The 25,415-nt window shown below is 68.8% G+C and carries 22 protein-coding genes; 16 read left to right on the top strand and 6 right to left on the bottom strand.

Going from position 1 to position 25,415, the window contains the following annotated elements; all coding sequences use genetic code 11:
- Positions 1 to 253 precede the first annotated feature (253 nt).
- On the bottom strand, positions 254 to 1,651 hold the full coding sequence (dnaA, locus tag RBR11_RS12875; RefSeq protein ID WP_308489750.1) for a chromosomal replication initiator protein DnaA: 1,398 nt from the start codon (positions 1,649 to 1,651) through the stop codon (positions 254 to 256).
- A 298-nt stretch (positions 1,652 to 1,949) separates the two neighbouring features.
- Between dnaA and rpmH the strand changes: the two genes are divergently transcribed.
- The 9 genes from rpmH (at position 1,950) to RBR11_RS12920 (ending at position 8,626) form a co-directional block, all read left to right on the top strand.
- A complete protein-coding gene (gene rpmH / locus RBR11_RS12880) occupies positions 1,950 to 2,087 on the top strand; it encodes a 50S ribosomal protein L34 (protein ID WP_116241601.1) in 138 nt (45 codons plus the stop codon).
- Between the two features lie 3 nt (positions 2,088 to 2,090).
- On the top strand, positions 2,091 to 2,423 hold the full coding sequence (gene rnpA / locus RBR11_RS12885) for a ribonuclease P protein component (protein ID WP_308489751.1): 333 nt from the start codon (positions 2,091 to 2,093) through the stop codon (positions 2,421 to 2,423).
- Complete coding sequence (gene yidD, locus RBR11_RS12890; protein ID WP_308489752.1) at positions 2,420 to 2,770, top strand: membrane protein insertion efficiency factor YidD; 351 nt, start codon at positions 2,420 to 2,422, stop codon at positions 2,768 to 2,770. Before rnpA ends, yidD begins: the two co-directional genes overlap by 4 nt.
- 3 nt (positions 2,771 to 2,773) lie before the next feature.
- Positions 2,774 to 3,850 carry a membrane protein insertase YidC gene (gene yidC / locus RBR11_RS12895; protein WP_308489753.1) on the top strand — a complete coding sequence of 359 codons (1,077 nt, stop codon included), beginning with the start codon at positions 2,774 to 2,776 and terminating at the stop codon, positions 3,848 to 3,850.
- Positions 3,847 to 4,332 (top strand): Jag family protein, encoded by a 486-nt coding sequence (locus RBR11_RS12900; RefSeq protein WP_308489754.1) that lies wholly within the window; start codon positions 3,847 to 3,849, stop codon positions 4,330 to 4,332. The genes yidC and RBR11_RS12900 overlap by 4 nt, the downstream gene beginning before the upstream one ends.
- A 32-nt stretch (positions 4,333 to 4,364) precedes the next feature.
- Positions 4,365 to 5,012, top strand: coding sequence for a 16S rRNA (guanine(527)-N(7))-methyltransferase RsmG (gene rsmG / locus RBR11_RS12905; protein ID WP_308489755.1), 648 nt, complete (start codon positions 4,365 to 4,367; stop codon positions 5,010 to 5,012).
- A gap of 1,282 nt (positions 5,013 to 6,294) precedes the next feature.
- A complete protein-coding gene (locus RBR11_RS12910) occupies positions 6,295 to 7,221 on the top strand; it encodes a ParA family protein (RefSeq protein WP_308489896.1) in 927 nt (308 codons plus the stop codon).
- Positions 7,221 to 8,198: a ParB/RepB/Spo0J family partition protein gene (locus RBR11_RS12915; RefSeq protein ID WP_308489756.1), complete on the top strand. Its 978-nt coding sequence runs from the start codon at positions 7,221 to 7,223 to the stop codon at positions 8,196 to 8,198. The genes RBR11_RS12910 and RBR11_RS12915 overlap by 1 nt, the downstream gene beginning before the upstream one ends.
- 86 nt (positions 8,199 to 8,284) lie before the next feature.
- Entirely contained in the window at positions 8,285 to 8,626 is a 342-nt protein-coding gene (locus RBR11_RS12920; RefSeq protein WP_308489757.1) for a tryptophan synthase subunit alpha, read from the top strand.
- 577 nt (positions 8,627 to 9,203) lie between these two features.
- On the opposite strand, the gene trxA is transcribed toward RBR11_RS12920, so the two are convergent.
- The 5 genes from trxA to RBR11_RS12945 all read right to left on the bottom strand — a co-directional run bounded on the left by trxA (position 9,204) and on the right by RBR11_RS12945 (position 15,144).
- On the bottom strand, positions 9,204 to 9,527 hold the full coding sequence (trxA, locus tag RBR11_RS12925; protein WP_308489758.1) for a thioredoxin: 324 nt from the start codon (positions 9,525 to 9,527) through the stop codon (positions 9,204 to 9,206).
- Positions 9,528 to 9,600: 73 nt separating this feature from the next.
- On the bottom strand, positions 9,601 to 10,554 hold the full coding sequence (trxB, locus tag RBR11_RS12930) for a thioredoxin-disulfide reductase (RefSeq protein ID WP_308489759.1): 954 nt from the start codon (positions 10,552 to 10,554) through the stop codon (positions 9,601 to 9,603).
- A gap of 133 nt (positions 10,555 to 10,687) precedes the next feature.
- Complete coding sequence (locus RBR11_RS12935) at positions 10,688 to 11,341, bottom strand: IMPACT family protein (protein ID WP_308489761.1); 654 nt, start codon at positions 11,339 to 11,341, stop codon at positions 10,688 to 10,690.
- 10 nt (positions 11,342 to 11,351) lie between these two features.
- Positions 11,352 to 12,971, bottom strand: a complete 1,620-nt coding sequence (gene murJ, locus RBR11_RS12940) for a murein biosynthesis integral membrane protein MurJ (protein WP_308489762.1) — start codon at positions 12,969 to 12,971, stop codon at positions 11,352 to 11,354.
- A complete protein-coding gene (locus RBR11_RS12945) occupies positions 12,964 to 15,144 on the bottom strand; it encodes a DUF6049 family protein (protein WP_308489763.1) in 2,181 nt (726 codons plus the stop codon). The genes murJ and RBR11_RS12945 overlap by 8 nt, the downstream gene beginning before the upstream one ends.
- A gap of 157 nt (positions 15,145 to 15,301) precedes the next feature.
- Between RBR11_RS12945 and RBR11_RS12950 the strand changes: the two genes are divergently transcribed.
- The 7 genes from RBR11_RS12950 to RBR11_RS12980 all read left to right on the top strand — a co-directional run bounded on the left by RBR11_RS12950 (position 15,302) and on the right by RBR11_RS12980 (position 25,276).
- The gene (locus RBR11_RS12950; RefSeq protein WP_308489764.1) at positions 15,302 to 16,834 is read left to right on the top strand and encodes a DUF7059 domain-containing protein; all 1,533 of its coding nucleotides are present in this window, start codon (positions 15,302 to 15,304) and stop codon (positions 16,832 to 16,834) included.
- A 20-nt stretch (positions 16,835 to 16,854) separates the two neighbouring features.
- A complete protein-coding gene (locus tag RBR11_RS12955; RefSeq protein ID WP_308489765.1) occupies positions 16,855 to 17,913 on the top strand; it encodes an LLM class flavin-dependent oxidoreductase in 1,059 nt (352 codons plus the stop codon).
- 162 nt (positions 17,914 to 18,075) lie between these two features.
- On the top strand, positions 18,076 to 19,503 hold the full coding sequence (locus RBR11_RS12960) for a CCA tRNA nucleotidyltransferase (protein ID WP_308489766.1): 1,428 nt from the start codon (positions 18,076 to 18,078) through the stop codon (positions 19,501 to 19,503).
- 187 nt (positions 19,504 to 19,690) lie between these two features.
- On the top strand, positions 19,691 to 21,322 hold the full coding sequence (locus tag RBR11_RS12965; protein ID WP_308489768.1) for an ABC transporter substrate-binding protein: 1,632 nt from the start codon (positions 19,691 to 19,693) through the stop codon (positions 21,320 to 21,322).
- Positions 21,323 to 21,412: 90 nt separating this feature from the next.
- Positions 21,413 to 22,489 carry an ABC transporter permease gene (locus tag RBR11_RS12970; protein WP_308489769.1) on the top strand — a complete coding sequence of 359 codons (1,077 nt, stop codon included), beginning with the start codon at positions 21,413 to 21,415 and terminating at the stop codon, positions 22,487 to 22,489.
- Positions 22,490 to 22,592: 103 nt separating this feature from the next.
- A complete protein-coding gene (locus RBR11_RS12975; RefSeq protein ID WP_308489897.1) occupies positions 22,593 to 23,564 on the top strand; it encodes an ABC transporter permease in 972 nt (323 codons plus the stop codon).
- Positions 23,561 to 25,276, top strand: coding sequence for an ABC transporter ATP-binding protein (locus RBR11_RS12980; RefSeq protein ID WP_308489770.1), 1,716 nt, complete (start codon positions 23,561 to 23,563; stop codon positions 25,274 to 25,276). The genes RBR11_RS12975 and RBR11_RS12980 overlap by 4 nt, the downstream gene beginning before the upstream one ends.
- The last annotated feature ends 139 nt before the right edge of the window (positions 25,277 to 25,415 follow it).

Below are 25,415 nucleotides of genomic sequence, written 5' to 3' on the forward strand. Positions count from 1 at the left end.
TGTGGATAACTCTGGGGATGCTTTGCGAGACAAGGGAACTACAGGGATGTGACTTGTGGAGTCCCTGCGGAAACAGTGGGGTCTCGAGGCATCGGGCGGATTCACTGTTCCTGTAGTTATCCACAGGTTGTCCCGATTTCTGGGGATTCCGGCGGGGGTGCGAGCCGAGATATCCCCAACTTATCCACATGTGGACATCGGCATGGGAAACGTGCCAATATATTGGCCCCACTCGACGGGGATCGAGCTGCGGTCAGCGCCGGCTGAGCTGCGCGGTGATCTCGGTGACCTGGTTGAAGATCGCGCGGCGCTCCTTCATGAGCTCGCTGATCTTCTTGTACGCGTACATCACGGTGGTGTGGTCGCGGTTGCCGAACAGCTGGCCGATCTTCGGCAGGGACAGGCTCGTCCGCTCGCGACACAGGTACATCGCGATCTGCCGTGCCGTGGCGATCTGCTGCGACCGACTGGATCCGTAGAGGTCGTCCTCGGTGAGTTTGAAGTAGTTCGCCGTCGTCGTGATGATGTCGGTCGGCGAGACGATGCTGTCCTCGTCCTGGTCGACGATGTCGCGCAGCGCGGTCTGGGCGGTCGCGATGTCGAGCGCGGAGCGGTTCAGGTTCGCGAAGGCGGTCGCGCGGATCAGCGCGCCCTCGAGCTCGCGGATGTTCGAGGAGACCTTGGTGGCGATGTACTCGAGCACGTCGTCGGGCACGTGCAGCTGCTCGCTCTGCGCCTTCTTGCGGAGGATCGCGATACGCGTCTCCAGGTCGGGGGCCTGCACGTCCGTGATGAGGCCCCACTCGAACCGGCTGCGCATCCGCTCCTCGAAGCCGGTGAGGTGCTTCGGCGGCACGTCGCTCGTGATCACGACCTGCTTGTTGTGGTCGTGCAGCTGGTTGAACGTGTGGAAGAACGCCTCCTGCGTCTCCGCCCGGCCCTGCAGGAACTGGATGTCGTCGATGAGGAGGATGTCGACCTCGCGGTAGCGCGCCTGGAACGCGTTGCCGCGGTTGTTCGCGATCGAGTTGATGAAGTCGTTCGTGAACTCCTCGCTCGACACGTAGCGGACCTTGACACCCGCGTAGAGGGACTGCGCGTAGTCGCCGATCGCGTGCAGGAGGTGGGTCTTGCCGAGTCCGGGGCCGCCGTAGATGAACAGCGGGTTGTAGGCCTTCGCCGGCGCCTCGGCCACGGCGACCGCGGCCGCGTGCGCGAACCGGTTGGACTGCCCGATGACGAAGTTGTCGAACACGTACTTCGGGTTCAGCCGCGATTCGTGGCGGATCGGGGTGGGCTGCTCCATGGGCGATTCGATGCGCGCCGGTTCCGGGCGGGCGGAGACGAAGTCCGCGATCGGCATCGGGGGGGTCTGCTGGTCGGCCATGTCGTGGTTGACGGTGACCCGGAACGAGGTGACCTCGTCGCCGATGCGCGCGAGGGCCTCCATGATGGGCAGGCGCAGCCGCTTGTTGATCTGCCCGGCGGTCAGATCGTTGGGCACGTCGAGGTACAGGGTCGCGGTCATCACGCCGGCGGGCACGGCGAGATTCAGGAACCCCTGCAGCTGCGGGGTGACCCGGTCGTCGTCGGACAGCGCGTCGAGGAGCTCGTCCCAGATGGGAACCTCGGACTGTGCGGCTGATGACATGGATCCCCCGGGCGATTCGGCGCGGCGGCGGAGATCATCACGCTGCCTGTGGATAACTGCTTGTGCCACGGTAGTCAGCCGGGGCCGCGAGAGCAACCTGCGACTGGGATCCGGGGAGGGCGTGTCCCTGTGGGCGGATCCGTCCACAGATGTGGATAATGAGTGTCTCCCCCGCTCGGTTTGCGATGTCGGGGCGGACGTCGTAGCCTTAATCGGTTGACTTATGCCTTTTTGGCAGTCTTTTGTCCGCCCGTCTCCGGCAGCACACGATCCCGGTGACAGCACTCCCGGAGAAATCATGAGCAAGCGCACTTTCCAGCCCAACAACCGTCGTCGCGCCAAGAAGCACGGCTTCCGCGCCCGCATGCGCACCCGCGCCGGCCGCGCCATCCTCTCGGCCCGCCGCTCGAAGGGTCGCGTCGAGCTCTCGGCGTAATCCGTGCTCGCCCGCCCGCATCGCATCACCCGCGGGTCCGACTACCGCACGGTGGTCCGGCGCGGGCGGCGATACGGCGGGGCCCGGCTGATCCTCTCCGTGCTCGACACGGGGGAACCCCGTCCGGCACGGTTCGGCTTCATCGTGAGCAAGCAGGTGGGGAACGCAGTGACCCGCAACACCGTCCGACGACGTCTCAAGGACGTCTGCGCACGCCAGCTTCCCTTGCGCGAGGGAGTGGACATCGTGATCCGTGCCCTCCCGGCGGCGGCCGACGCGCCGTTCGCCGATCTGCTCGCCGACGTCGACCGCGCCCTGAGCAGAGGTGTGCGATGAGCGTGCTGCCCGCCTACTCCCGCGGGACCGCCCATCTGCATGCGCACGACGCCGCCCGGGCGATCCCGCTGGTCCCGCGGAACCTGGTGCTGGCGTTCCTCACCGCCTACCGCGCGGTGGTCTCCCCGCTCTACGGGGATGTGTGCAGGTACTACCCATCGTGTTCCGCCTACGCTGTAGGTGCGGTGCAGCAGCACGGCGCGGTGAAGGGCGCGGGTCTTTCGGCGTGGCGGATCCTGCGCTGCAATCCCTGGAGCCACGGCGGTGTGGATGACGTACCGCTGCACAAGAACTTCCGACACGCCCTCACGCCCCGAGGATTCGTCGTACCCTCCCGAAAGGACTGATCAGTGGGTTCCGACCTCCTGCTTGCCGCGGCTACGCCGACACCCGCCTCGTCGGGCGGCTTCGACCTCCTCGGCACCGTCATGTGGCCGTTCAAGGCCCTGGTCGAGGCGATCCTCGTCGCCTGGCACTGGCTGTTCACCGCCCTGGGAATGCAGGGCTCGGCGGGTCTCACCTGGGTGCTGTCCATCGTCGGTCTCGTGATCGTCATCCGCGCGGCGGTGTTCCCGCTCTTCGTGCGGCAGATCAAGAGCCAGCGCAAGATGATGGAAATCGCCCCTGAACTGCGAAAAGTTCAGGACAAGTACAAGGGCAAGCGGGATCAGCTCAGCCGCGAGGCGATGAGCCGCGAGACCATGGCGCTGTACAAGAGGCATGGCACGACGCCGCTGTCGAGCTGCCTGCCGCTGCTGGTGCAGATGCCCTTCCTGCTCGGGATGTTCTACACGCTGAGCGACGTCAAGAAGCACGCCCTGGCCGGCGAGGGCGGCGTCTGGCTGCTGACCAAGCAACTGACCAAGCAGTTCTACGACGCGACCCTGTTCGGGGTCGCCCCGCTGCACACCAGCCTCACCGACGCCGTGGGGCAGAAGCCGGACGGCTGGCAGGCGACGGTCGCGATCCTCATCGTCCTCGTGGTCCTGATGATCGGGTCCCAGTTCTTCACGCAGCTTCAGATCATCTCGAAAAACCTCTCGCCCGAGGCGAAGACCGGCCAGGCCTACCAGATGCAGCGCATCATGCTCTACATCCTGCCGCTCGGCTTCATCTTCTCCGGTCTGTTCTTCCCGCTCGGCGTGGTCATCTACTGGTTCATCAGCAACCTGTGGACGATGGGCCAGCAGTTCCTCGTGCTCCGCGAGATGCCGACCCCCGGATCCGACGCTGCGAAGGCTCGTGAGGAGCGGCTGGCGCGCAAGGGCAAGGCAATCGGCTCCGACGGCAAGGTCGTCCCGGTCGCCGTGTACGAGGCGGAGCAGCAGAAGATGCTCGAGGATGCCGACCGCTTGCGCGCGCAGCAGCCGAAGCGGCAGCAGCCCAAGAGCGCCAAGCGCGCCAAGAAGGACGGGGAGAGGGCATGACCGAGCAGGAGATCGTCGAGCCCACGGTGTCCGACCTCGAGCATGAGGGAGATGTCGCGGCCGACTTCATCGAGGGTCTCCTCGACATCGCCGACATCGACGGCGACCTGACGCTCGACGTCAAGCAGGGCCGAGCCTACGTCTCTGTCGAGGCGGAGGGCGACGCGCTGCGGCTCATCTCCGCGCCCGACACCGTGCAGGCGCTGCAGGAACTCACCCGTCTCGCGGTTCAGAACCAGACCGGATCCTTCTCCCGGCTGATCCTCGACGTGGCCGGTTCACGGGATGCACGTCGTCACCAGCTCGAGCGTCTCGTCGATTCGGCGGTCGCGAAGCTGGACGACGGCGCCTCGCAGGCCTCCCTGCCGTCGATGTCCAGCTACGAGCGCAAGCTCGTGCACGACATCGTCGCCGAGCGCGGGCTCGTGTCCGAATCCTACGGTGAGGGCCCGACCCGTCACACCGTGATCCGCCGGCGCTGAGCCACGGCACACGTCGACGTTTCACGTGAAACATGTCTGATTCCGGAGTCGTCACGGCCGAACTCGAGCCGGAACCCGAAGCCGCCGTCGCGCTGTTCGGCGACCGGATCGAACAGGCTCGTTCCTTCACCGCCGCCCTGGCGCGGGAAGGGGAGGAGCGCGGACTGATCGGGCCACTGGAGCTGCCCCGACTGTGGACGCGGCACATCCTGAACAGTGCGATCGCAGCGCCGCTGTTCTCCGGATCCGTCGCAGACGTGGGATCCGGGGCGGGGCTGCCCGGAATCGTCCTGGCGATCGCGCGGCCCGACGTGTCCTGGACGCTCATCGAGCCGATGGAGCGACGGGTGACCTGGCTCGACGAGCAGGTCGCCGCTCTGGATCTCTCCAATGTCACGGTCGTGCGTGGTCGTGCGGAAGAGGTCGGCCTCAGCGCGACGTTCGACATGGTGACCGCCCGCGCCGTCAGTGCACTGCGTACCCTCATCCCGTGGACGGCGCCGCTCGTGCGCAACGGGGGAGAGCTGGCGCTGTTGAAGGGGCTCAACGCGGAGAACGAGATCTCTGCGGCGCAGAAGGCGATCAAGAAGTATCTGCTGTCCGACGTGCGCGTCGAGACGTTGGGTGAAGGCGGCCTGTCCGAGACGACGCGAGTGCTGCGGGCCACCGTCCGGGGCTGACCTCGGTTCCGGGTCGACCGCTGGTCGGTGTGATGTTCCCGACCGTTGGTCGGTGTGATGCTCTGACTCTCGTCACCGGGAGGGTATCCGGTGACGGTCGTCTCGGTTCGGTTCCGGAGGGTGTTCCAGGTGGGCGCTTCGAGGACCGTCGACAGTGCTGGTTCCCCCACGTTTCCCATCTGCGGCATGCATGTCGCTCGGTTGGCTTTGACAGCTGAGCGCCCTTGGGCCGCCCGCTGCACCCGCCGCGCTTCATCGCCGTCACCGTGTCTTCCCGCCATTGGTTCGCGGGGGCGTCGGGTTCAGGGTGCAGCGGCAGATGTTTCACGTGAAACGGTAGACAGGCATCTAACGACCTAGCCACCGAGCGGCCATTGGGTGCTCCTCCTTGGCTTCACGCTGTCCATTCAGTGCTACTGCGTGGGATGGAGAGTTCTGGCACCTGGACCGACATCACCTCTGTCGTGGAGCCGGCACCTGGCCATCGCAGCTTGATAGCGGCGAATCGATCGTCATTGGCTCTTGGCCACCAGGACGATGTTCGCGATGGTGCGCCTGATTCGGCGGGCGGGCTCCTCCTATCGCGTGAACGTTTCACGTGAAACCGCCAGAAGGCCGGCCGCGTAGACGCCTCATCCGCGCAAGGTCCTCCTGCCCCTGGCACGCCAAGGGATGATCGGCGATGCCACCGCAATGCCCTCCGCGCCCCGTGCATCCCGGTCGGGTGCGGTGATCTGCCTGGCCGACGTTTCACGTGAAACATCGGGGCCGCCCCGGACGACGCTCTGCGTCCCGACTCCACCAGACCGACCGGGGCAGGTTCGACGACCATCTGAGTCGGGAGTGCGGCGGTCGCCGGCCGAGGTCTCACGCGTGCGACACCGCTAACCGGCGGCGAGAGCAGCACCTGGCCGGAATTGGCGCCCTGACGGAAAGCGCGGCACCCGGCCGGTTCGGCCCCCCGACAGAAAGTGCGGCACCAGGACGGTCTCCCTGGACTGCGGCCGCGCGAGGAGTCCTTCCACTTCTGGTCGGGGACCGGTGAGCACTTGACGGGAAGACGAGGGATCACCAGGCGGGGGTCACCCACCTCACCCTGGTCTCGCCCGCCTCTGTCGCTCGGCCGCCTGGCCAGGGAGCGCAGGCTGCACGACGACGCCCTCCACATCCATGTTTCACGTGAAACATCGCACAGATCCGTCGATCCGGCACGGGATTGTCTGGCGCACAAGTTAGAGTGGAGATTCCGCCGTTTCCGGTCGGAGATCGTCGAAAGGAGTGGATGTTTCACGTGAAACAGTCCCCGAGCACCTCGACAGCCGAATACGGGGCGGATACTCCTCTCGCCCGTGAAATCGCGGATCTCACCGCCCGCCGTCGGGCTTTGGAACACGTGAACGTCCGATTCGACGGACCGACGCGCGTCTTCACGATCTCCAACCAGAAGGGTGGGGTCGGCAAGACCACCACAGCGGTCAACGTCGCCTCGGCGCTCGCCGAACTGGGGGCAAAGGTCCTCGTGATCGACCTGGATCCGCAGGGGAACGCGTCCACGGCCCTTGGGGTCGCACACACCTCCGATGTGCAGAGCATCTACGACGTCCTGGTCGGGGATGCCCCTCTCGCCGAGATCGTGCAGCCCAGCCCGGAGTCCTCGAATCTGTTCTGTGCCCCGAGCACCATCCACCTCGCCGGCGCGGAGATCGAACTCGTGTCGCAGGTCGCACGCGAGCACCGTCTGCGCACCGCCCTCAACGACTATCTCGCAGTGCATCCCACGGACGTCGTCATCATCGACTGCCCTCCGTCCTTGGGGCTGCTCACGATCAACGCGTTCACCGCCGCCACCGAGGTGCTCATCCCGATCCAGTGCGAGTACTACGCACTGGAGGGTCTGAGCCAGCTGCTCGGCAACATCCGGATGATCCAGAAGCACCTGAATCCCGAGCTGCAGCTGTCGACCATCCTGCTCACGATGTTCGACGGGCGGACGCGCCTCGCCCAGCAGGTCGCAGAGGAAGTACGCGAACACTTCCCGCATGAGGTCCTGGACACCGTGATTCCACGATCCGTGCGTGTGTCGGAAGCTCCGAGCTTCGGACAGACCGTGATCACGTACGACGGGCAGTCGGTGGGCGCGGTCGCGTACCGGGAAGCAGCAGTGGAGATCGCCGGACGGGCGATGACGGACAACGAGAAGGGGCACTGATGGCGAAACGCACGGGTCTGGGGCGGGGGATCGGGGCACTCATCCCGACATCGGACAGCGCAGAGCGTCCCGTCGACGTGTTCTTTCCCGGGGCGAAGATCGCCGAGGTGACGCCGATCGGCGAGGCGCCGAGTGCGGAGGAGACGGAACAGCTCGTCGCCGTTCCCGGTGCCCGGCTCGTCCATATCGACCCGCACGACATCGTGCCCAACCCGCGCCAGCCGCGAACGCACTTCAAGGAGGACGACCTCGCGGAGCTCGTGCACTCCGTCCGCGAGTTCGGCGTGCTGCAGCCCGTCGTCGTCCGGCAGAACGAAGGGGGTGCGTACGAACTCATCATGGGCGAGCGACGCACCCGCGCCGCGCGCGAAGCCGGCCTCGACTCGATCCCCGCGATCCTCCGCGACACCGCGGACGAGGATCTGCTGCGCGACGCCCTGCTCGAGAACCTGCACCGTTCGCAGCTGAACCCGCTCGAAGAGGCGTCGGCCTATCAGCAGCTGCTCGAGGACTTCGGGATCACCCAGGAGGCGCTGGCCACGCGGATCGGCCGCTCCCGTCCGCAGGTGAGCAACACGATCCGTCTGCTCCGCCTGCCGGTACCCGTGCAGCAGCGCGTCGCTGCAGGGGTGCTGACCGCCGGCCATGCCCGCGCCATCTTGTCGCTCGACGATGTCGACCTGATGCAGCGCCTGGCCGACAAGGTCGTGAACGAGGATCTCTCCGTCCGCGCCACTGAGGAGGCCGCGAAGAGCATCGGCGCGTCGGGCAGCGCGACGATGTCCTCGAAGCCGCACGCCGGCGCCCGGCGGGCCTACCTCGACGACGTCGCGGGCAAGCTCGGGGATCGGCTGAACACGCGCGTCCAGATCGCTCTCGGCGCACGGAAAGGCCAGGTCAAGATCGAGTTCGCGTCCATCCAGGACCTGAACCGCATCCTCTCCGAACTCGGCGAGGACAGCTACGGCACGAATTGAGCCGATCTCCGGACATCGAGGCCCGGATCTTCCGCAGCGCGGGAGGTCCGGGTTTCGTCGTCGTACGGAACGCGTAGGCTTGTCGAGTGACCGAATCCCCGACGACGAGACGCGCGAGCCTCGAGGTTCTGCGCGCGGAGGCGGCCGATGAGCTGGCCGTGCTCGTCCAGGAGCGCCTGCTCGGGGGAGAGGACCCCTGGGAGTTCATGGAGGAGCTCCCGCGTGTCGACGAGCTCGTCGTGTTCCTGCTTCGCGCCGATGAGATCGTGGAGAGCGGCGGTGTCCGTCCGGACGAGGCGCGCAACTTCGAGGTCCTCCGTCGCATCGCGATCGACTACCCGGAGCTCACCCGGATCGTGTGGGGTCTCCTGGGCGACGGTCCCAAGTACCGCCGCTGGGATCTCCTGACCGACGACGCTCACTCCTGAGCACCTTTGCGCGGACGTTCCCCGGTCGGTCCCCGGTCGCGTCCCGTTCGATCCCTGAGACGCTATCCTCCGTCCCTGAGCCACCATCCCCGGTCCCTGAGCCTGTCGAAGGGCCCTGTTCTCTTCTCGTGTTCGCACCCTGTGCTCTGTTCATCGGGACGGTCTGGTCGAGAGCGTTTCACGTGAAACGTCGGTCAGTCGGAGTGTGACGCGGGCCAGGAGACGATGTTTCACGTGAAACGTCGTGAGAAGCGAATCCGCTTACGCCGCGGGTGTGGATCTGACGGCGAGGACGGGGCGTCCCTCCGGCAGGCTCAGGGACCAGGAAGCGTGAAGAGGGCGGCTGAAGTCCCTTCGATGGGCTCGGGGACCGGACAACAGGTCCTGATGCACAGAGCGAAGGGCCCCCTCCCGGAGCGGGCGCCACCACCAGGGACCGGACAGGCCCCTTCGACGAGCTCAGTGACCGTGCCACGCACGAACCAGGAACGAGCGCAGCCAGGGAACGAGTGACCCCTGGGAACGACGAAGCCCGCCCTCCGTGGGGGAGAGCGGGCTTCGAGGAGAGCGTGTGGAATCAGCCGAGGAAGGCGGCCAGGTCCTGCTCGAGGGCGAACTTCGGCTTGGCGCCGATGATCGTGGTCTTGACCTCTCCGCCCTGGAAGACCTTCATCGCCGGGATCGACGTGATCTGGTACTTCATCGCCAGGTCGGGGTTCTCATCCACGTTGAGCTTGAGGATGGTGATCTTGTCGGCGTTCTCGGACTGGATCTCGTCCAGAACGGGCGCGACCATGCGACACGGACCGCACCACGCAGCCCAGAAGTCGACCAGAACGGGGCCGTCGGCCTGAAGGACGTCCTGCTCCCAGGTCGCCTGGCTGGTTGCCTTGGCAGTCATGAATTCTCCTTGATTGTGAAAGACGCTGAGATAGGTGAACGCCCGAGGGCGTGGATCTGTTCCCTCGAGGGACTCAGGCGACCGCGGCCGCGGCGGGTGCGCCGTCCGCGAGGGCCGCGAGGAAGTGCTCGACATCCAGAGCCGCGACCGTGCCGGATCCGGCGGCCGTGACCGCCTGGCGGTAGGTCGGGTCGATGACGTCGCCGGCCGCGAAGACACCGGGGACCGAGGTGCGCGAGGAGCGCCCGTCGACCCAGATCGTGCCCTCGGCGGTCAGGTCGAGCTTGCCGTGCACGAGGTGGGTGCGCGGGTCGTTGCCGATCGCGATGAACAGACCGTCCACGGCGAGGTCCGTGACGGACCCGTCGACCGTGTTGCGCAGGCGGACACCGGTGGTCGCGTCGTCGCCGAGGATCTCCTCGACGGCGCTGTTCCAGATGAACTCGATCTTGTCGTTCGCGAAGGCGCGGTCCTGCATGATCTTCGACGCGCGCAGGGTGTCCTTGCGGTGGATGACGTAGACCTTCGAGGCGAACTTCGTGAGGAAGGTGGCCTCCTCCATCGCGGAGTCGCCGCCGCCGACGACGGCGATCGTGCGCTCGCGGAAGAAGAATCCGTCGCAGGTGGCGCACCAGGAGACGCCGTGGCCGGAGAGACGGTCCTCGCCGGGGATGCCGAGCGTGCGGTAGGCGGACCCGGTCGCGTAGATCACGGAGGCCGCCTCGAGCACGGTGCCGCTGCCGAGCGTGACCTTCTTGACCTCGCCGTCCAGGTCGAGCTCGGTGACGTCGTCGTACAGCACCTCGGTGCCGAACCTCTCCGCCTGCTCCTGCATCTTGGCCATGAGGTCGGGGCCCTGGATCGCCTCGGGGAAGCCGGGGAAGTTCTCGACATCCGTCGTCTTCATCAGCTCACCGCCGACCTCGACCGAGCTCGCCACGAGCACGGGATTCAGATTCGCGCGCGCCGCATAGATCGCGGCGGTGAAACCCGCGGGACCGGAGCCGATGATGATGACCTGTCGCATTGCTTCTCCTTGCTTCCACGGGCCTCAACACATGCTACCGGCGCGGCATTCCGCAGGCCTGGGAGCGTGACATGCCCGAGGGTGCACTCCGCGGTCGTCCCGGGTGGCCGGGGGCGCGGGCTCCCCGGGTCGATCAGAGGGCCGCGGGCAGGTCGACGACGCGGGTCGCTCCGAAGACGGGGGAGAGGGATCCCGCCGAGAGCGCGGCCAGATCGTCGACGAGAGGGTCCTGCTCCGCGGGAGGGATCCAGAGCGTGAAGGTCGCCGAGGATCCGTACGTGACGTCGCCGAAGGAGGACCCGTGCACGGTCGCCCATTCGCGCAAGGCGTTGTCGATGCGGCCGGCGTCGGCGTGCGGGACGTCGATGCGCGCCTCGCGCAGCGGGACGCGATGCAGCAGCCGCGCGTCGTCGAGCGCCTCCGAGACGGCCGTGGAGTAGGCGCGGACGAGACCGCCGGCGCCGAGCTTCACGCCGCCGAAGTAGCGCGTGACCACCGCGACCACGTCAGTGAGGCCGCGCCGGCGCAGCATCTCGAGCATCGGGATGCCCGCGGTGCCGGAGGGCTCGCCGTCGTCGGAGGAGCGCGCCTGGTCGCCGGTGATCCCGGTGACCATCGCCGTGCAGTTGTGCCGCGCGTCCCAGTACTGCTTGCGGATGACGGCGATGACGGACTCCGCCTCCTCGACGGATCCGGCCGGCGCGAGGTGCGCGATGAAGCGCGACTTCTTGACGACGAGTTCGCGCGAGACAGGGGCCGCGATCGTGTCGGGGTACGGCGAGGACATGAGGACCGGATCAGCGCGACGGCACGAAGCGCCGGATGAGACCCTTGACCGCATCGAGCTCGGGCGTGCGCATCAGGAACAGGGCGCCGAGGTAGACCGCGAGCGTCGTGATCCCGACGATCGCTGCGCCCACGGCTCCGAGGTAGATGTTCGAGGTCATCCAGCTCTTCGCACCGCCGAGCAGCAGATAGGCGCCCCATCCGGCCCCACCGGCGGGGACGGCGGCGACCAGGAAACGAAGGAGGCCGAGCAGCCAGGTGCGGGTGTGGATCCCGCCCAGACGACGATGCAGCAGCCAGGTCGCGACGATGGTCTGCAACGTTCCGGAGATGGATTGGCCCAGGGCGATCGCGGCAGCCAACCAGGCGAGCGGAATCGCCCGGGCATCGACGAGTGCGCCTGCGGCCAGCGCGCTGACGACGATCAGCACGCACTGGAACAGCGTGAAGAGCAGCGGGGTGCGGGTGTCGCCATACGCGTAGAAGGTCCGCTGGATGATGAACAGCACGGCCAGCGGGACGAGCCCGGCCAGGTAGCAGAGGAGCACCTGGCCGGCCGCCACCGCGTCCGGGCCGGAGTTCGTGAAGATCCGCGATGCGGGAACGGCTGCCGCCGCGACCGCCGCCATCGCACCCATCAGGAAGAAGCCGAGCGTGCGGATGCTGCGCGAGATGTCGTTGCGGACCTCGTCGTCCCGGCCCGCGTGGGCGTGCTCGCTCAGCTGGGTGAAGTACGGAGTCCCGATCGAGTGCACGATCACGGAGTAGGGGAGCATGAACACCAGCCAGGCATTCATCATCACGGCGACGGACGGGTACTCGCCGGACGCCTGATAGGCGATGCGGGTCTGGACGAAGCCTGCGACCACGCTGATCACGGCCATGAGCAGTGTCCAGCCCGCGAGCTTGCCGACCTTGCCCAGGCCCACACCCCGCCAGCGGAAGTCGGGCTTGAGGGCGAGGCGGGTCCTCGGCCAGAAGAGCAGCAGGATCCCCGCCTGGATCGCGATCCCCAGCGTCGCGGTGCCGCCGAGCAGTGCGATCCGATCAGGGGTCCATGCGCCCGTGGCCTTCAGCGGGCCGCCGAACAGCGCCTGGATGACGAGGAAGCCGGCGATGGAGATCACGTTGTTGGCGACCGGTGCCCAGGTGAACGGTCCGAAGATCCGCCGTGCGTTCAGCGTCTCGCCGATGAGCGCGTAGAGCCCGTAGAAGAGGATCTGCGGCAGACACCAGTACGCGAACGCGGTCGCCAGGGCGATCTTGTCCGGGCTCGTCGTGGGCGACACGTTCACGAGGATCAGCAGGGGCGCGGCGAGCATCGCGATCCCGGTCGCAGCGAGGAGCACGACGGTGCCGAGGGTGAACAGTTTCGAGATGAAGGCGGAGCCTGCGTCGTCGTGAGAGGCCGCCTGCACGATCTGCGGCACGAGCACGGCGGTGAGCACACCCACCGAGATCAGCGAGAACACGTCGTTCGGCAGCTGGTTGGCGAGGCCGAACGCATCGGCGGCGGCGGAGGCGTTCGCGCCGATGACCGACACCAGCACGATCGTGCGCAGCAGCCCCGTGACTCGCGACACCATCGTCCCGGCGGCGAGCAGGGCGCTCGCGCGGCCGAGGCTACTCACTCGAACCTTCATCGGAGTCGGCGGCGGACTCGCCCCCGCCCTCGCCGGATCCATCCATGCCGACCGCGGCATACTTCGCCGCGGCCGCCCTGCGCCGCCGGACCGTGCGGAAGATCCCTCCGCCGATCAGCAGCACGGCGATGGACCCGAGCACGATGAGGCCGATGGTCTCCCACTCCGCGCGAATGGTGAGCTGCGCGGTCTGCGAGGCGCCGATGGCGACGCCGCTCGTGCTGGTGAGCCTCATGGTCAGACCGACTTCGGCGTTCGAGAGGCGCACCTCGACCGGGATCTTCACCCGGGTCGTGCTCGACGGCTGCGCGTCGATCTCGGTGAGCGCCGGCAACTGTATGCGCCCGTCGTTCGCGGTGATGTGCAGCTGCACGCGCACCGGGTACGGCAGGTCGTTGCGCACCCAGACCGGCACGTCGACCTTGGCGCTGATCAGGATCGGGTTCGACGGCTGGATCGCGACGGCGTCGAGGGTCTTCTCGGTCGCGGCCCGCTGGGCCTTGAGGGCGGTGGCGAAGTCGGCCGTCGTGGTGTGCACGCCGACGCCGAGCAGCCGCAGCACGGAGATGCGCTGGCGGATGGTCAGATCGGCGGGCTGCGCGAGGATGCTCGCGAAGTCCAGGATGCGGGCCTCGTCGCTCTCGAGCGTCCGCACGGCGTTCGCTCGGTCCGCGGCCGAGCTCGTGGCGACGGTGAGGTCGACCGACGGGGCGGACAGCACCTGCGAGAGATGCCCGTCGATCCCGCCGCTGAACGTGCTGACGGCCGCGCTCAGCCCCTGGTCGGAACGCACGTCCGCACGGGACAGGCCGGCGAGGACGGTGGATCCGGGGGTCGCGAACCAGAGCATGGCGTTCGCCTCGGCCAGGGACCTGCCGCGACGGGTGGCATCCGGTTCCACCGCGGCGCTGCTCAGCGCGGCGGACACGGCGGCGTCGGTGACGAGCACGGACGCGCCGCCGACGGTGCCGTGCGCCGAGACCGGCCCGCTCTTCGCCCCGGACGAGAACGTCGTCGACGGCAGGATCGGGAACGCGGTCGTCGCAGGAGCGGAGGCGTAGTTCGCCATGGTGGCGATGTCCCCCGCCGACACCTCGCCGCGCGGCCAGAGGATGTCGTCCCGGGCGCCGGCGATCGTCATGACGTCGGCCGGAGCCGGGGCGGTCGACGCACCGGCTCCCGGAGAAGGGGTGGGGACCGGGGTCGCCGTGCCCGACGACGACAGGAAAGGATCGAGCGAGTCGACCGTCAGCGGGCTGCGCAGGCCCGCGGCGGCCTGGGCGGCCACGTCGGCATCGCCGAACTGGAGCACGAGCTTCTCGTTCGACAGCGCCTCGAGGCGCGACAGCCATGCGGTCGCGGACGGCGGAGCGGTCGTGCCGAGCACCCGGATCGCGGCGGGGATGGACGGATCGATCGCGAGCACCGCGGAGGTCCCGGTGACTCCGGTCAGCTGCGCGGTGAGGGCGCCGGTCGGCGCGGTGAGGGCGGTCAGCTCGGTCGCGGTCAGCAGATCGCCGGCGGCCGGGGCCGCGGTGATCGGAACGACCGTGAGGACGGACGGCGCGGCTCCGCGGGCGACCACCAGCACGCTCACCGACGACGCCGTGGACTGGTGCGGCGTTCCTGCCGCGGTCTGCGCCTGGATGGTCGCCCGCAGCGGGTACACCCCCGGGGTGAGCGCACCGACGTCGGCCGCAGGGACGACGACGGTCGTCCGGTAGCTGTCGCCGGCGCCCGTCGCGGAGGTGCTGGCATCGCCGATCCCGGTGAGGGCGGGGGAGGAGCCGGATCCGCGCAGCCAGGCGCTCACCGCGGAACGGTCCGCGAGGGGCGTCCGCCCGAGCTCGAGGTGCATGGTGCCGGGCGCGAGCCCGACCGTGTCGTCGTTGCGGACGGCGAGCGTGGTGGTGAGCGGGGATCCGGGCGTGTATGCGCCGTTCGCATCCGGCAGCAGGGTGAGCTGCAGCCCCGCGTGCGCCGGGGTGGGCGACGGCGAGGGCGCCGGCGTCGCGGCGAGGGCGGGGGCGACCGAGGACAGCGGCAGCAGCAGCCCGGCGGCGACCGCGAGCACCCGCGCGGCGCGGCGCAGGCGGTCGCGCAGAGGCGCCGGCGTGGAGGACGCCCGCGCGGAGGAGAGCGGTGCAGGGGAGACTGTCATGAAGGATCCGTCGGGCGCACGTCAGGCGGGCGCGGAGAGTACTGGCCCTGTGATTCTAGGCGGCGAGCCCGCGGGATCCCTGGAGGCGGGCGGCCGGGCAGGGGAACGCGCAGGCCGGGGCCGGTCGCCGGCGGAGCCCGCCGCGTAGAGTGACGCCGTGGTCCGTCACCTCGTCCCCCGTCCCGATCCCGTGCTCTGCGCCGCTCTCGCCGCCGACCTCGACGCCGCGGACTTCCGGTCCGAGCCGCTCCGCACGGCCTGGGGCGCGGAGGCCGATGACGCCCTCGGGCGAGGGATCCGCTCCCCACTGCTGCGCGCGGTCGAGGGCCGCACCGACCCGCTCGTCACCCTCGGCAGGCTGTTCGTGCTCGGCATGCCGCAACCGGAGGCGCCCGTCGCCGCTGCCCTGGCCCGTCTCGGGATCGACGGCCTGGAGAGCCTCGGTCTCGGTTACCGCGAGGACGGACGAGTCGTCCCGGCCGCGCTCATCCGGCCGCAGTCCTTCGTCGACGCGGACGGCGTCGGAGAGTGGTGGATCGCGAGTGACCTCGACGAGCTCGCGCTCGGCACCGCACTCCCGCCCGACCATGTGCTCGGGGTCGGCGGCGCCTCGCGCACGCTGGCCTCGCTCGTGATGCCGATCGAGGTCGATCGCGCCCTCGACCTCGGCACCGGCTGCGGGATCCAGGCGCTCCTCGTCGCCCGGCACGCCGGATCCGTCGTCGCGACCGACATCTCCGAGCGCGCTCTCGCCTACGCCGAACTGAACGCGCGGCTCGCCGGCGTCGGCAACATCGAGTTCCGTCGGGGCAGCATGTTCGAGCCGATCGCCGGCGAGAGCTTCGGGCTCATCGTTTCCAACCCGCCGTTCGTGATCACCCCGCGCGGTGCCGACGTTCCCGAGTACGAATACCGTGACGGCGGGCTCGTCGGCGACGCCCTCGTCGAGGCGTTCGTCCGCGAAGCCCCCGCACACCTGAGCCCCGGCGGATCCGCGCAGCTGCTCGGCAACTGGGAGTCCGTCGGGGCGACGCTGGGGCTGCGCCGCCTCGAGTCCTGGATCGCGCCGGAGCTCGACGCCTGGGCCGTGCAGCGCGAGACCCTGTCACCGCTGGGCTACGCCGAACTGTGGATCCGGGACGGCGGCACGACCCCTCGTGACGCCGGTTTCGAGCCGCTGCTGAACGCCTGGCTCGACGACTTCGCGGCCCGCGACGTCACCGAGATCGCCTTCGGGTACGTCCTCATCCGCCGCCCGGCGACCCCCGGCGATCCGGCCGCGCCGGACGCAGCGCTGCGTCGCTTCGAGACGCTCATGCAGCCGGTCACGAGCCCGGGCCGCGCGTTCCGCGACGGCCTGGCCGGACATGACGCGCTCGCCGACGGTGTCCCCGACGTGCTCCTCGTCGCGCCGGACGTCACCGAGGCCCGCCACCACCTGCCCGGCCAGGACGCGCCGAGCGTGATCGAGCTTCGTCAGGGCGGTGGCTTCGGGCGCACGGTGTCGGTCGACCCCGCCCTCGCCGGCTTCGTCGGCGCCTGCGACGGCGATCTCACCGTCACCCAGATCGTCGCGGCGCTCGCCGACCTGTTCGAGGTGCCGCTCGTGGAGCTCTGGGCCGACCTCGAGCCGCGGCTGCGCGCCCTCGTGACCGACGGATTCCTCATCCCCGGGGAACAAGGATCCTGATCCATGCGTTCGAATAGATCATGAAGGCTTTCGGATTCCTCTCCTTCGGGCACTACGCGAACGTGCCCGGATCCGTCACCCGCACCGCGGGGGAGATGCTGCACCAGAGCATCGAGATCGCGCAGGGCGCCGATGAGATCGGCGTGAACGGCGCCTACGTGCGCGTGCACCACTTCGCGCGCCAGGCCGCCTCGCCCATGCCGCTGCTGTCGGCCATGGCTGCGACCACGAAGCGGATCGAGGTGGGCACCGGCGTCATCGACATGCGCTACGAGAACCCGCTGTACTTCGCGGAGGAGGCCGCCGCGCTCGACTACATCGCCGACGGCCGGATCGCCCTCGGCGTCAGCCGCGGTTCACCCGAGACCGCGCTGCGCGGCTACGAGGCGTTCGGCTACACCGACGACGAGGACCGCGAACGGGGCAGCGTCCTCGCCCGGGAGAAGTTCGACCTCTTCCTCGAGGCGATCGACGGCGCCGGTATCGCCCCGGGCGACCCGCGCATGGTCGGCGCCGGCCGCTACCTGGCGGTCGAGCCACACGCGCCGTCGCTGCGCGATCGGATCTGGTGGGGATCCGGATCCCGCGCGACCGCCGAGGAGACCGGGCGCAAGGGCCTGAACATGATGAGCTCGACGCTCGTCACCGAGGCCACAGGGCAGCCGTTCCACGAGCTGCAGCGCGAGCAGATCGAGCTGTTCCGCGCCGCGTACAAGGAGGCCGGGCACACCGGCGCTCCCCGTGTCTCGGTGAGTCGCAGCGTCTTCCCGCTCGTCAGCGACCAGGACCGCGCCTACTTCGGCCTGCGCAGCGAGGACGGCGACGATCAGATCGGCATCATCGACGGCTACCGCTCCACGTTCGGCAAGACCTACGCGGCCGAACCCGACGTGCTCATCTCGCAGCTGAAGCAGGACGAGGCCGTGATGGCCGCGGACACGCTCATGCTGACGATCCCGAACCAGCTGGGACCCGAATACAACCTGCACGTGCTGCAGGCCTTCGCCGAGCACGTCGCCCCCGCGCTGGGCTGGAAGCCGAACACCGAGGGACCCGTCCAGGGCGACCCGGTCGCCTGAACCGGGTCCCAGACCGCGAGACCGAACTCGCGTCTCGAGACCGACGATGAAGAGCGCGGTCTCGGGACGGAGGTTCGGTCTCGCGGTCACTCGACGGTGTCGGACCCGGGGCCGGGACAACCGGCGCAAGGCCCGGAGCCCGGCCCCGGTACCCTGGAATCCATGCTCAACATGGCCGAGGGACTCGCCCGTCTGGGCGCACTCGCGGAGAACCCGGTCGTGCGGACCCTGGCGCTCGCCTTCGCGGACGCCGGGTTCGACCTCGCCGTCGTCGGCGGCCCGGTGCGCGACGCGCTGCTCGGGCGCGCCACGCACGACCTCGACTTCACCACGAACGCCCGCCCGGACGACATCCTGCGCGTCGTGAAGCCGATCTCGTCCACCCAGTGGGACATCGGCCGGGAGTTCGGCACGATCGGCGCCCGCGTGCAGGGCGAGCAGGTCGAGATCACGACCTACCGCGCCGACGCCTACGACGGCGTCACCCGCAAGCCCGTCGTCGAGTTCGGCGACGCGATCGACGGCGACCTCGTCCGCCGCGACTTCACCGTCAACTCCATGGCGCTGCTCGTCCCGCAGGTCAGACTGGTCGACCCGACCGGCGGCGTCGAGGACCTCGTGCAGGGCGTGCTGCGGACCCCGACGGATCCGCAGATCAGCTTCGGCGACGACCCGCTGCGGATGCTCCGCGCGGCCCGGTTCAGCGCCCAGCTCGGCTTCGGCATCGAGGACCGCACGCTCGACGCGATCGGGGAGCTGCGCGAGACGCTGCGGATCGTCAGCCCGGAGCGCATCCAGGCCGAGCTCGTGCGTCTGCTGCAGGCCGACGACCCGGTCCGCGGGATCCGCGTCCTCGTCGACACCGGGCTCATCGAGGAGTTCCTCCCCGAGGTGAGCGCGCTGCGGCTCGAGGTCGACGAGCACCACCACCACAAGGACGTCTACGAGCATTCGCTGACCGCCCTCGACCAGGCGATCGCGCTGGAGCGGTCGCGGCACCCCGGCGAGCCGGCCGACGCGATCCTGCGCCTCGCGGTGCTGCTGCACGACATCGGCAAGCCGCGCACCCGCAAGCTCGAGCCGGGGGGATCGGTCACCTTCCACCACCACGACGTCGTCGGATCCCGCCTCGCCCGCAAACGGCTGCAGGCGCTCCGGTTCGACAAGGAGACGACCGAGGCGGTGGCCAAGCTCATCGAGCTGCACCTGCGCTTCTTCGGCTACTCCGAGGGCGCCTGGACGGACTCGGCCGTGCGCCGGTACGTGCGCGACGCGGGCGACCAGCTCGAGCGGCTGCACATCCTCACCCGCGCCGACGTCACCACGCGCAACAGGCGCAAGGCGACCCGCCTGGCGACCGCGTACGACGACATCGAGGCCCGGATCATCGCCCTGCGCGAGCAGGAGGAGATCGACGCGATCCGGCCCGAGCTCGACGGCAACGACGTGCAGCGGATCCTCGGGATCGCCCCGGGGCGCGAGGTCGGCGAGGCCTACCGGTTCCTGCTCGAGCTGCGTCTGGACGAGGGCCTGATCGGCCCCGAGGCGGCGGAGAGGCGACTCCTCGACTGGTGGGCCGCCCGCGTCTGACCCGCCCGCCCGGGTGGTATTGGAATCCGCGGACGCTGAGATCACGTCTCAGTGTCGAAACGGTCGGCATCGTTTCGCAATGCGAAATCCCGTGCCTACAATCGGGTGTCCTGTGTGCCGTGACCCCGACGGCCACAGATTCGCGGCCGCGAGGAACTCCGGCCAGGGAACCGATACAGAGGTGTATATGTCATTCCACAGCACAAGAGGCCGCATCGGCCTCGCCATCGGCGCGCTCGGCGCCACCGCCCTCGTCCTCGCCGGCTGCGCCACCAGCAGCACCGGCGGCAACGGCGGCTCCGGAGGATCCTCCTCGACGATCACGGTCGGCACCACCGACAAGATCACGTCGCTCGACCCGGCCGGGTCCTACGACAACGGATCCTTCGCCGTCATGAACCAGATCTACCCGTTCCTGATGAGCAGCAAGCCCGGCTCCGCCGAGGTCACCCCGGACATCGCCGAGTCGGCGAAGTTCACCACGCCGACCGAGTTCACGGTCAAGCTCAAGAAGGGCCTCAAGTTCGCCAACGGCGACGCGCTCACCTCCGCCTCGGTCAAGTTCTCCTTCGACCGCATGGTGAAGATCAACGACCCCAATGGCCCGGCCTCGCTGCTCGGCAACCTCGCCAGCACCGCCGCCCCCGACGACACCACGGTCGTGTTCACGCTGAAGAACGGCAACGACCAGATCTGGCCGCTGATCCTCTCCAGCCCGGCCGGCCCGATCGTCGACGAGAAGGTGTTCTCGGCCGACAAGGTCACCACCGACGACGCGATCGTCAAGGGCAAGGCGTTCGCCGGCCAGTACCAGATCACCGACTACAAGCTGAACCAGCTCGTCGCCTACAAGCCGTACTCCGGCTACCAGGGCAACCTCGGCAAGCCGGCCAACGCGGGAGTCAACGTCAAGTACTACGCCGACGCGTCGAACCTGAAGCTGGCGATCGGCAAGGGCGACATCGACGTGGCGTACCGCAGCCTCTCCGCCACCGACATCGACGACCTGAGCAAGAACAAGAAGGTCAAGCTCGTCGAGGGCCCCGGCGGCGAGATCCGCTACATCGTGTTCAACTTCGACACGATGCCGTACGGCGCGAAGACGCCCGAGGCCGACAGCGCCAAGTCGCTGGCCGTGCGTCAGGCGGCGGCCGACCTGGTCGACCGCTCCGCGATCGCGAAGGACGTCTACAAGGACACCTACAGCCCGCTCTACTCCTACGTCGCGGACGGCATGACCGGTGCGACCACGGTGCTGAAGTCGATGTACGGCGACGGCAGCGGCAAGCCCTCGCTCGACAAGGCGAAGAAGGCGCTCGCGGACGCCGGCGTGCAGACCCCGGTCACGCTGAACCTGCAGTACAACGGCGACCACTACGGCCCGTCCTCGGGTGACGAGTACGCCGCGGTCAAGGCGCAGCTCGAGAACGGCGGCCTGTTCAAGGTGAACCTGCAGACCACCGAGTGGGTGCAGTACACCAAGGAGCGCACCGCCGACGTGTTCCCGGCGTACCAGCTCGGCTGGTTCCCGGACTACTCGGACGCCGACAACTACCTGTCCCCGTTCTTCACGACGGACAACTTCCTGCACAACCACTACGCGAACCAGGCTGTCAACGACCTGATCGTGAAGCAGGCGACGGAGACCGACAAGGACAAGCGCACCGCCGACATCCAGCAGATCCAGGACATGGTCGCCAAGGACCTGTCCACGCTGCCGCTGCTCCAGGGCAAGCAGATCGCGGTCGTCGGCTCCGGTGTCAACGGCACCACGCTCGACGCGTCGTTCAAGTTCCGCTACGCCTCGATCTCGAAGTAAAGCGATCCGGAGACGGGGCACCGCCGCACACGCGACGGTGCCCCGTCCTCTTTCCTGCTCCACCCCTGATCCTCACGAAGGTCCCCCTCCATGTCCGTTGACGCCCTGACCGCCGATCCCGCGGTCGCGACGCGCGCGAGTTCCTCCGCGGGACTCTGGCGCTACATCCTGATCCGCCTGGTGCTGATCATCCCGACGGTGCTCATCCTGATCACCACTGTGTTCTTCCTGATGCGGATCACCGGCGATCCCATCACCGCCGCCCTCGGCGGCCGCCTTCCTCCGGCGCAGCTCGCCCAGCGCGTGCACGAGGCCGGCTACGACCGGCCGCTGCTCACGCAGTACGCCGAGTACCTCGGCAACATCCTGCACGGCGACTTCGGCACCACCATCACCGACCGCCAGAAGGTCACCACGGTGCTGCTCACGTACGGATCCGCGACCCTCGAGCTCGCGATCTACGCGCTCATCGTCGCGTTCACCGTGAGCATCCCGCTCGGTCTGATCGCCGCGCACCGCCGCGACCGCTGGCAGGACGCTTCGCTGCGCATCATGGCGATCCTCGCCTACGCGACCCCGATCTTCTTCGTCGGCCTGCTGCTCAAGCTCGTGTTCTCGGTGTGGCTGGGCTGGCTGCCCGTCTCCGGGCGGGCCGGCACGCAGACAGAGCTCCTGATGAGCGGGGTGAACACCCCGACCGGGATCTACCTGCTCGACGCGATCCGGCTCGGCAACGGCCCCGCGATCCTCGACGTGCTGTGGCACGCGATCCTCCCGGCGCTCGCGCTCGGCATGCTCACCGCGGGCGTCTTCCTGCGCCTGATCCGCACGAACGTGATCGGCACGCTCGGCCAGCAGTACGTCACCTCGGGCCGTTCCCGCGGCGTGAGCGAGTTCCGCCTGGTCACCAAGCACGCGTTCCGCCCGGCGCTCATCCCGATCATCACGGTGATGGGCCTGCAGATCGCACTGCTGCTCGCCGGCGCCGTGCTCACCGAGACGACCTTCGAGTGGAAGGGGATCGGCTTCATGCTCGCCGAGTACCTGAAGGCCCGGGATTTCGTGGCCGTGCAGGGCATCGTCGTGATGATCGCCGTGATCGTCGCGGTCACCAACTTCATCGTCGACATCGTCGCGGCCATGATCGACCCGAGGGTGAGGTACTGAGATGACCATGGATCCCTCCATCGACCCGGTGATCGACCGGGACGACTCGCTTCGACAGGCTCAGGGAGCGGAGGCCGAGGCCCTCGCCGCACGGGCCCCGGAGATGGGCGCGCAGACGTCCGCGCTCGGGGCACAGGCGCCGCGCAAGCGCCGCTGGACCGAGAAGGTCCCCGTGATCTCGCAGCTGCGTCAGAGCGTCGGGCTGCAGCGCGGCATGCTCATCACCGGTCTCGTGATCACCGGCGTGTTCGTGCTCGTCGCGATTTTCGCGCCGTTCATCGCGCCGTACTCCTGGGCGCAGCAGGCCACCGCCTCCGGGGACAAGTTCGGCACGCAGCTGCCGCCGAACCCGCTGAACATCCTCGGCACCACGGTCAGCGGCTTCGACGTGTTCTCCCGCACGATCTGGGGTGCGCAGACCGCGCTGCTCGTGATCATCGCGGCGATCATCTGCTCGATCTTCCTGGGCATCGCGCTCGGGTTGCTGTCCGGCTACTTCGGCGGCTGGCTCGACCGGATCCTCGTCGTCATCGCCGACGCGATCTACGCGTTCCCGTCGCTGCTGCTCGCGATCGTCATGTCGATCGTGATCGGGCACGGCCAGTCCAGCCTCATCAACGGTGTAATGGCGACCGCGCTGTCGATCACGGTCGTCTTCGTGCCGCAGTACTTCCGGGTCATCCGCGCCGAGGTGGTGCGGGTGCGGGCCGAGCCGTTCGTCGAGTCGGCGAAGGTGATCGGCGTGCCGACCCGGCGGATCCTGCTCCGGCACGTGCTGCGCAACTCGACGCGGTCCCTCCCCGTCGTGATCACGCTGAACGCCTCCGAGGCGCTGCTGACCCTGGCCGGCCTCGGCTTCCTCGGCTTCGGCATCGAGGCGACCTCGGCCGCCGAATGGGGTTACGACCTGAACCGCTCGGTGGCCGACGTCACCAGCGGCATCTGGTGGACCTCGATCTTCCCCGGTCTCGCGATCGTGCTGGTGGTGCTCGGCATCACCCTCGTCGGCGAGAGCCTGAACGACCTGAGCGATCCGCGACTGCGCACCCGCCGTCGCGCGGGAGGTGCGGCATGACCAGTGTGATCCCAACCCAGGAGATCGCCGAGATCCGGGGGCTGTCGGTGCGGTTCGCGACCGACGCCGAGCCCGTCGACGCGATCAAGGGCATCGACATCCAGGCGCATGCGGGCGAGGTGCTCGCGATCGTCGGCGAATCGGGATCCGGCAAGACCGTCACCGCGAACGCGCTGCTCGGCCTGCTGCCCGAGACCGCGACGATGTCGGGCGCGGTGATCGTGCGCAGCCGCACCGGCGACGAGACCGACGTCGTGCACGCCTCGCCCGCGAAGCTGCAGGCGATGCGCGGACGCGACGCGGCCATGGTGTTCCAGGAGCCGTCCACGGCGCTGAACCCCGTCTACACCGTGGGCTGGCAGATCGCCGAGGGCCTGCGCGCGCACCACCACGGCGGGAAGCTGTCCAAGAAGGAGGCGAAGGCGAAGGCCGTCGAGATCCTCCGCAAGGTCGGCATCCCGGATCCGGATCACCGTGTCGACGACTACCCGCACCAGTTCTCCGGCGGGCAGAAGCAGCGCATCGTGATCGCGATGGCGCTCGTGCTGAACGCCGGGCTGATCATCGCGGACGAGCCCACGACGGCGCTCGACGTGACCGTGCAGGCCGAGATCCTCGAGCTGCTGCGCGCCTGCCGCGACGAGTTCGGCGCGACGATCGTGCTCATCACGCACAACATGGGCGTGGTCGCCGACCTCGCCGATCGGGTCGTCGTGATGCTGCGCGGCGACATCGTCGAGCAGGCGCCCGTGCGCGAGCTGTTCGCGAACCCGCGCGAGGCCTACACCCGCGAGCTGCTCGCGGCGGTCCCGCACGTCGGCCAGGGCAAGTCGGCGCTGGCTTCGATCCCGGAGCCTGCCGAAGGGACGTCCTCCGCGGCGCCGGCCGGCAGCCTCATCGTCGCGCGGGCGTGCGACATCGGCTACCCGGGCCGATTCGGCCGCGGCGGAGTCGTCGCGGTCAAGGGCGTGGACTTCCACGTCGGGCCGGGCGAGGTCGTGGGCCTCGTCGGCGAGTCGGGATCGGGCAAGACCACGATCGGGCGTGCGGTCGTCGGCCTCACCACGGTCGTCGGCGGATCGCTCACCGTGCTCGGGCAGGAGATGAAGGGCGTCAAGCCGCGCCAGCTCGCGCCGCTCCGGCCCGAGATCGGGTTCGTGTTCCAGGACCCGGCGACGAGCTTCAACCCGCTGCTGTCGATCGCGGAGTGCATCGCCGAGCCGCTCGTCGTGCACGGCCGCGCCTCGAGCGTCGCCGCCGCCCGCGCCCGGGTCGACGAGCTGCTCGACGCGGTGCGGCTGCCGACGAACTTCGGCGACCGGTTCCCGCACGAGCTGTCCGGCGGTCAGCGCCAGCGGGCCTCGCTCGCGCGGGCACTGGCCCTGGATCCGAAGCTGCTCATCGCGGACGAGCCGACGAGCGCGCTCGACGTCTCGGTGCAGGCGAAGGTGCTCGAACTGTTCGTGCAGCTGCAGGCCGAGCTCGGCTTCGCGTCGCTGTTCATCAGCCACGACCTCGCCGTGATCGACGCCGTGTCGGATCGGATCATCGTGCTGCAGCGCGGCACGATCCGCGAGCAGGGCACGACCGCGCAGGTGCTGAACGACCCGCGGGATCCGTACACGAAGGAGCTGCTGGCCGCGCTGCCCGTGCCGGATCCGGTGGAGCAGGCCGAGCGCCGCGCGCTCTGGCAGGCGGTGCGGCGGAGCTGACCCCGCGCAGGCTCGTCGAGCGCCCTTCGTCTCGTGGAGATGGAAAACGCCGCTGCAGTGTGGTCTGCAGCGGCGTTTTCCATCTCTGTCGTCGGCTCTTGACGCCGCGCAGATGGAATTCGTCGCTCCCGGCGCGCTT

Source organism: Microbacterium capsulatum, assembly GCF_030865425.1.
Taxonomy (GTDB): Bacteria; Actinomycetota; Actinomycetes; order Actinomycetales; family Microbacteriaceae; genus Microbacterium; species Microbacterium capsulatum.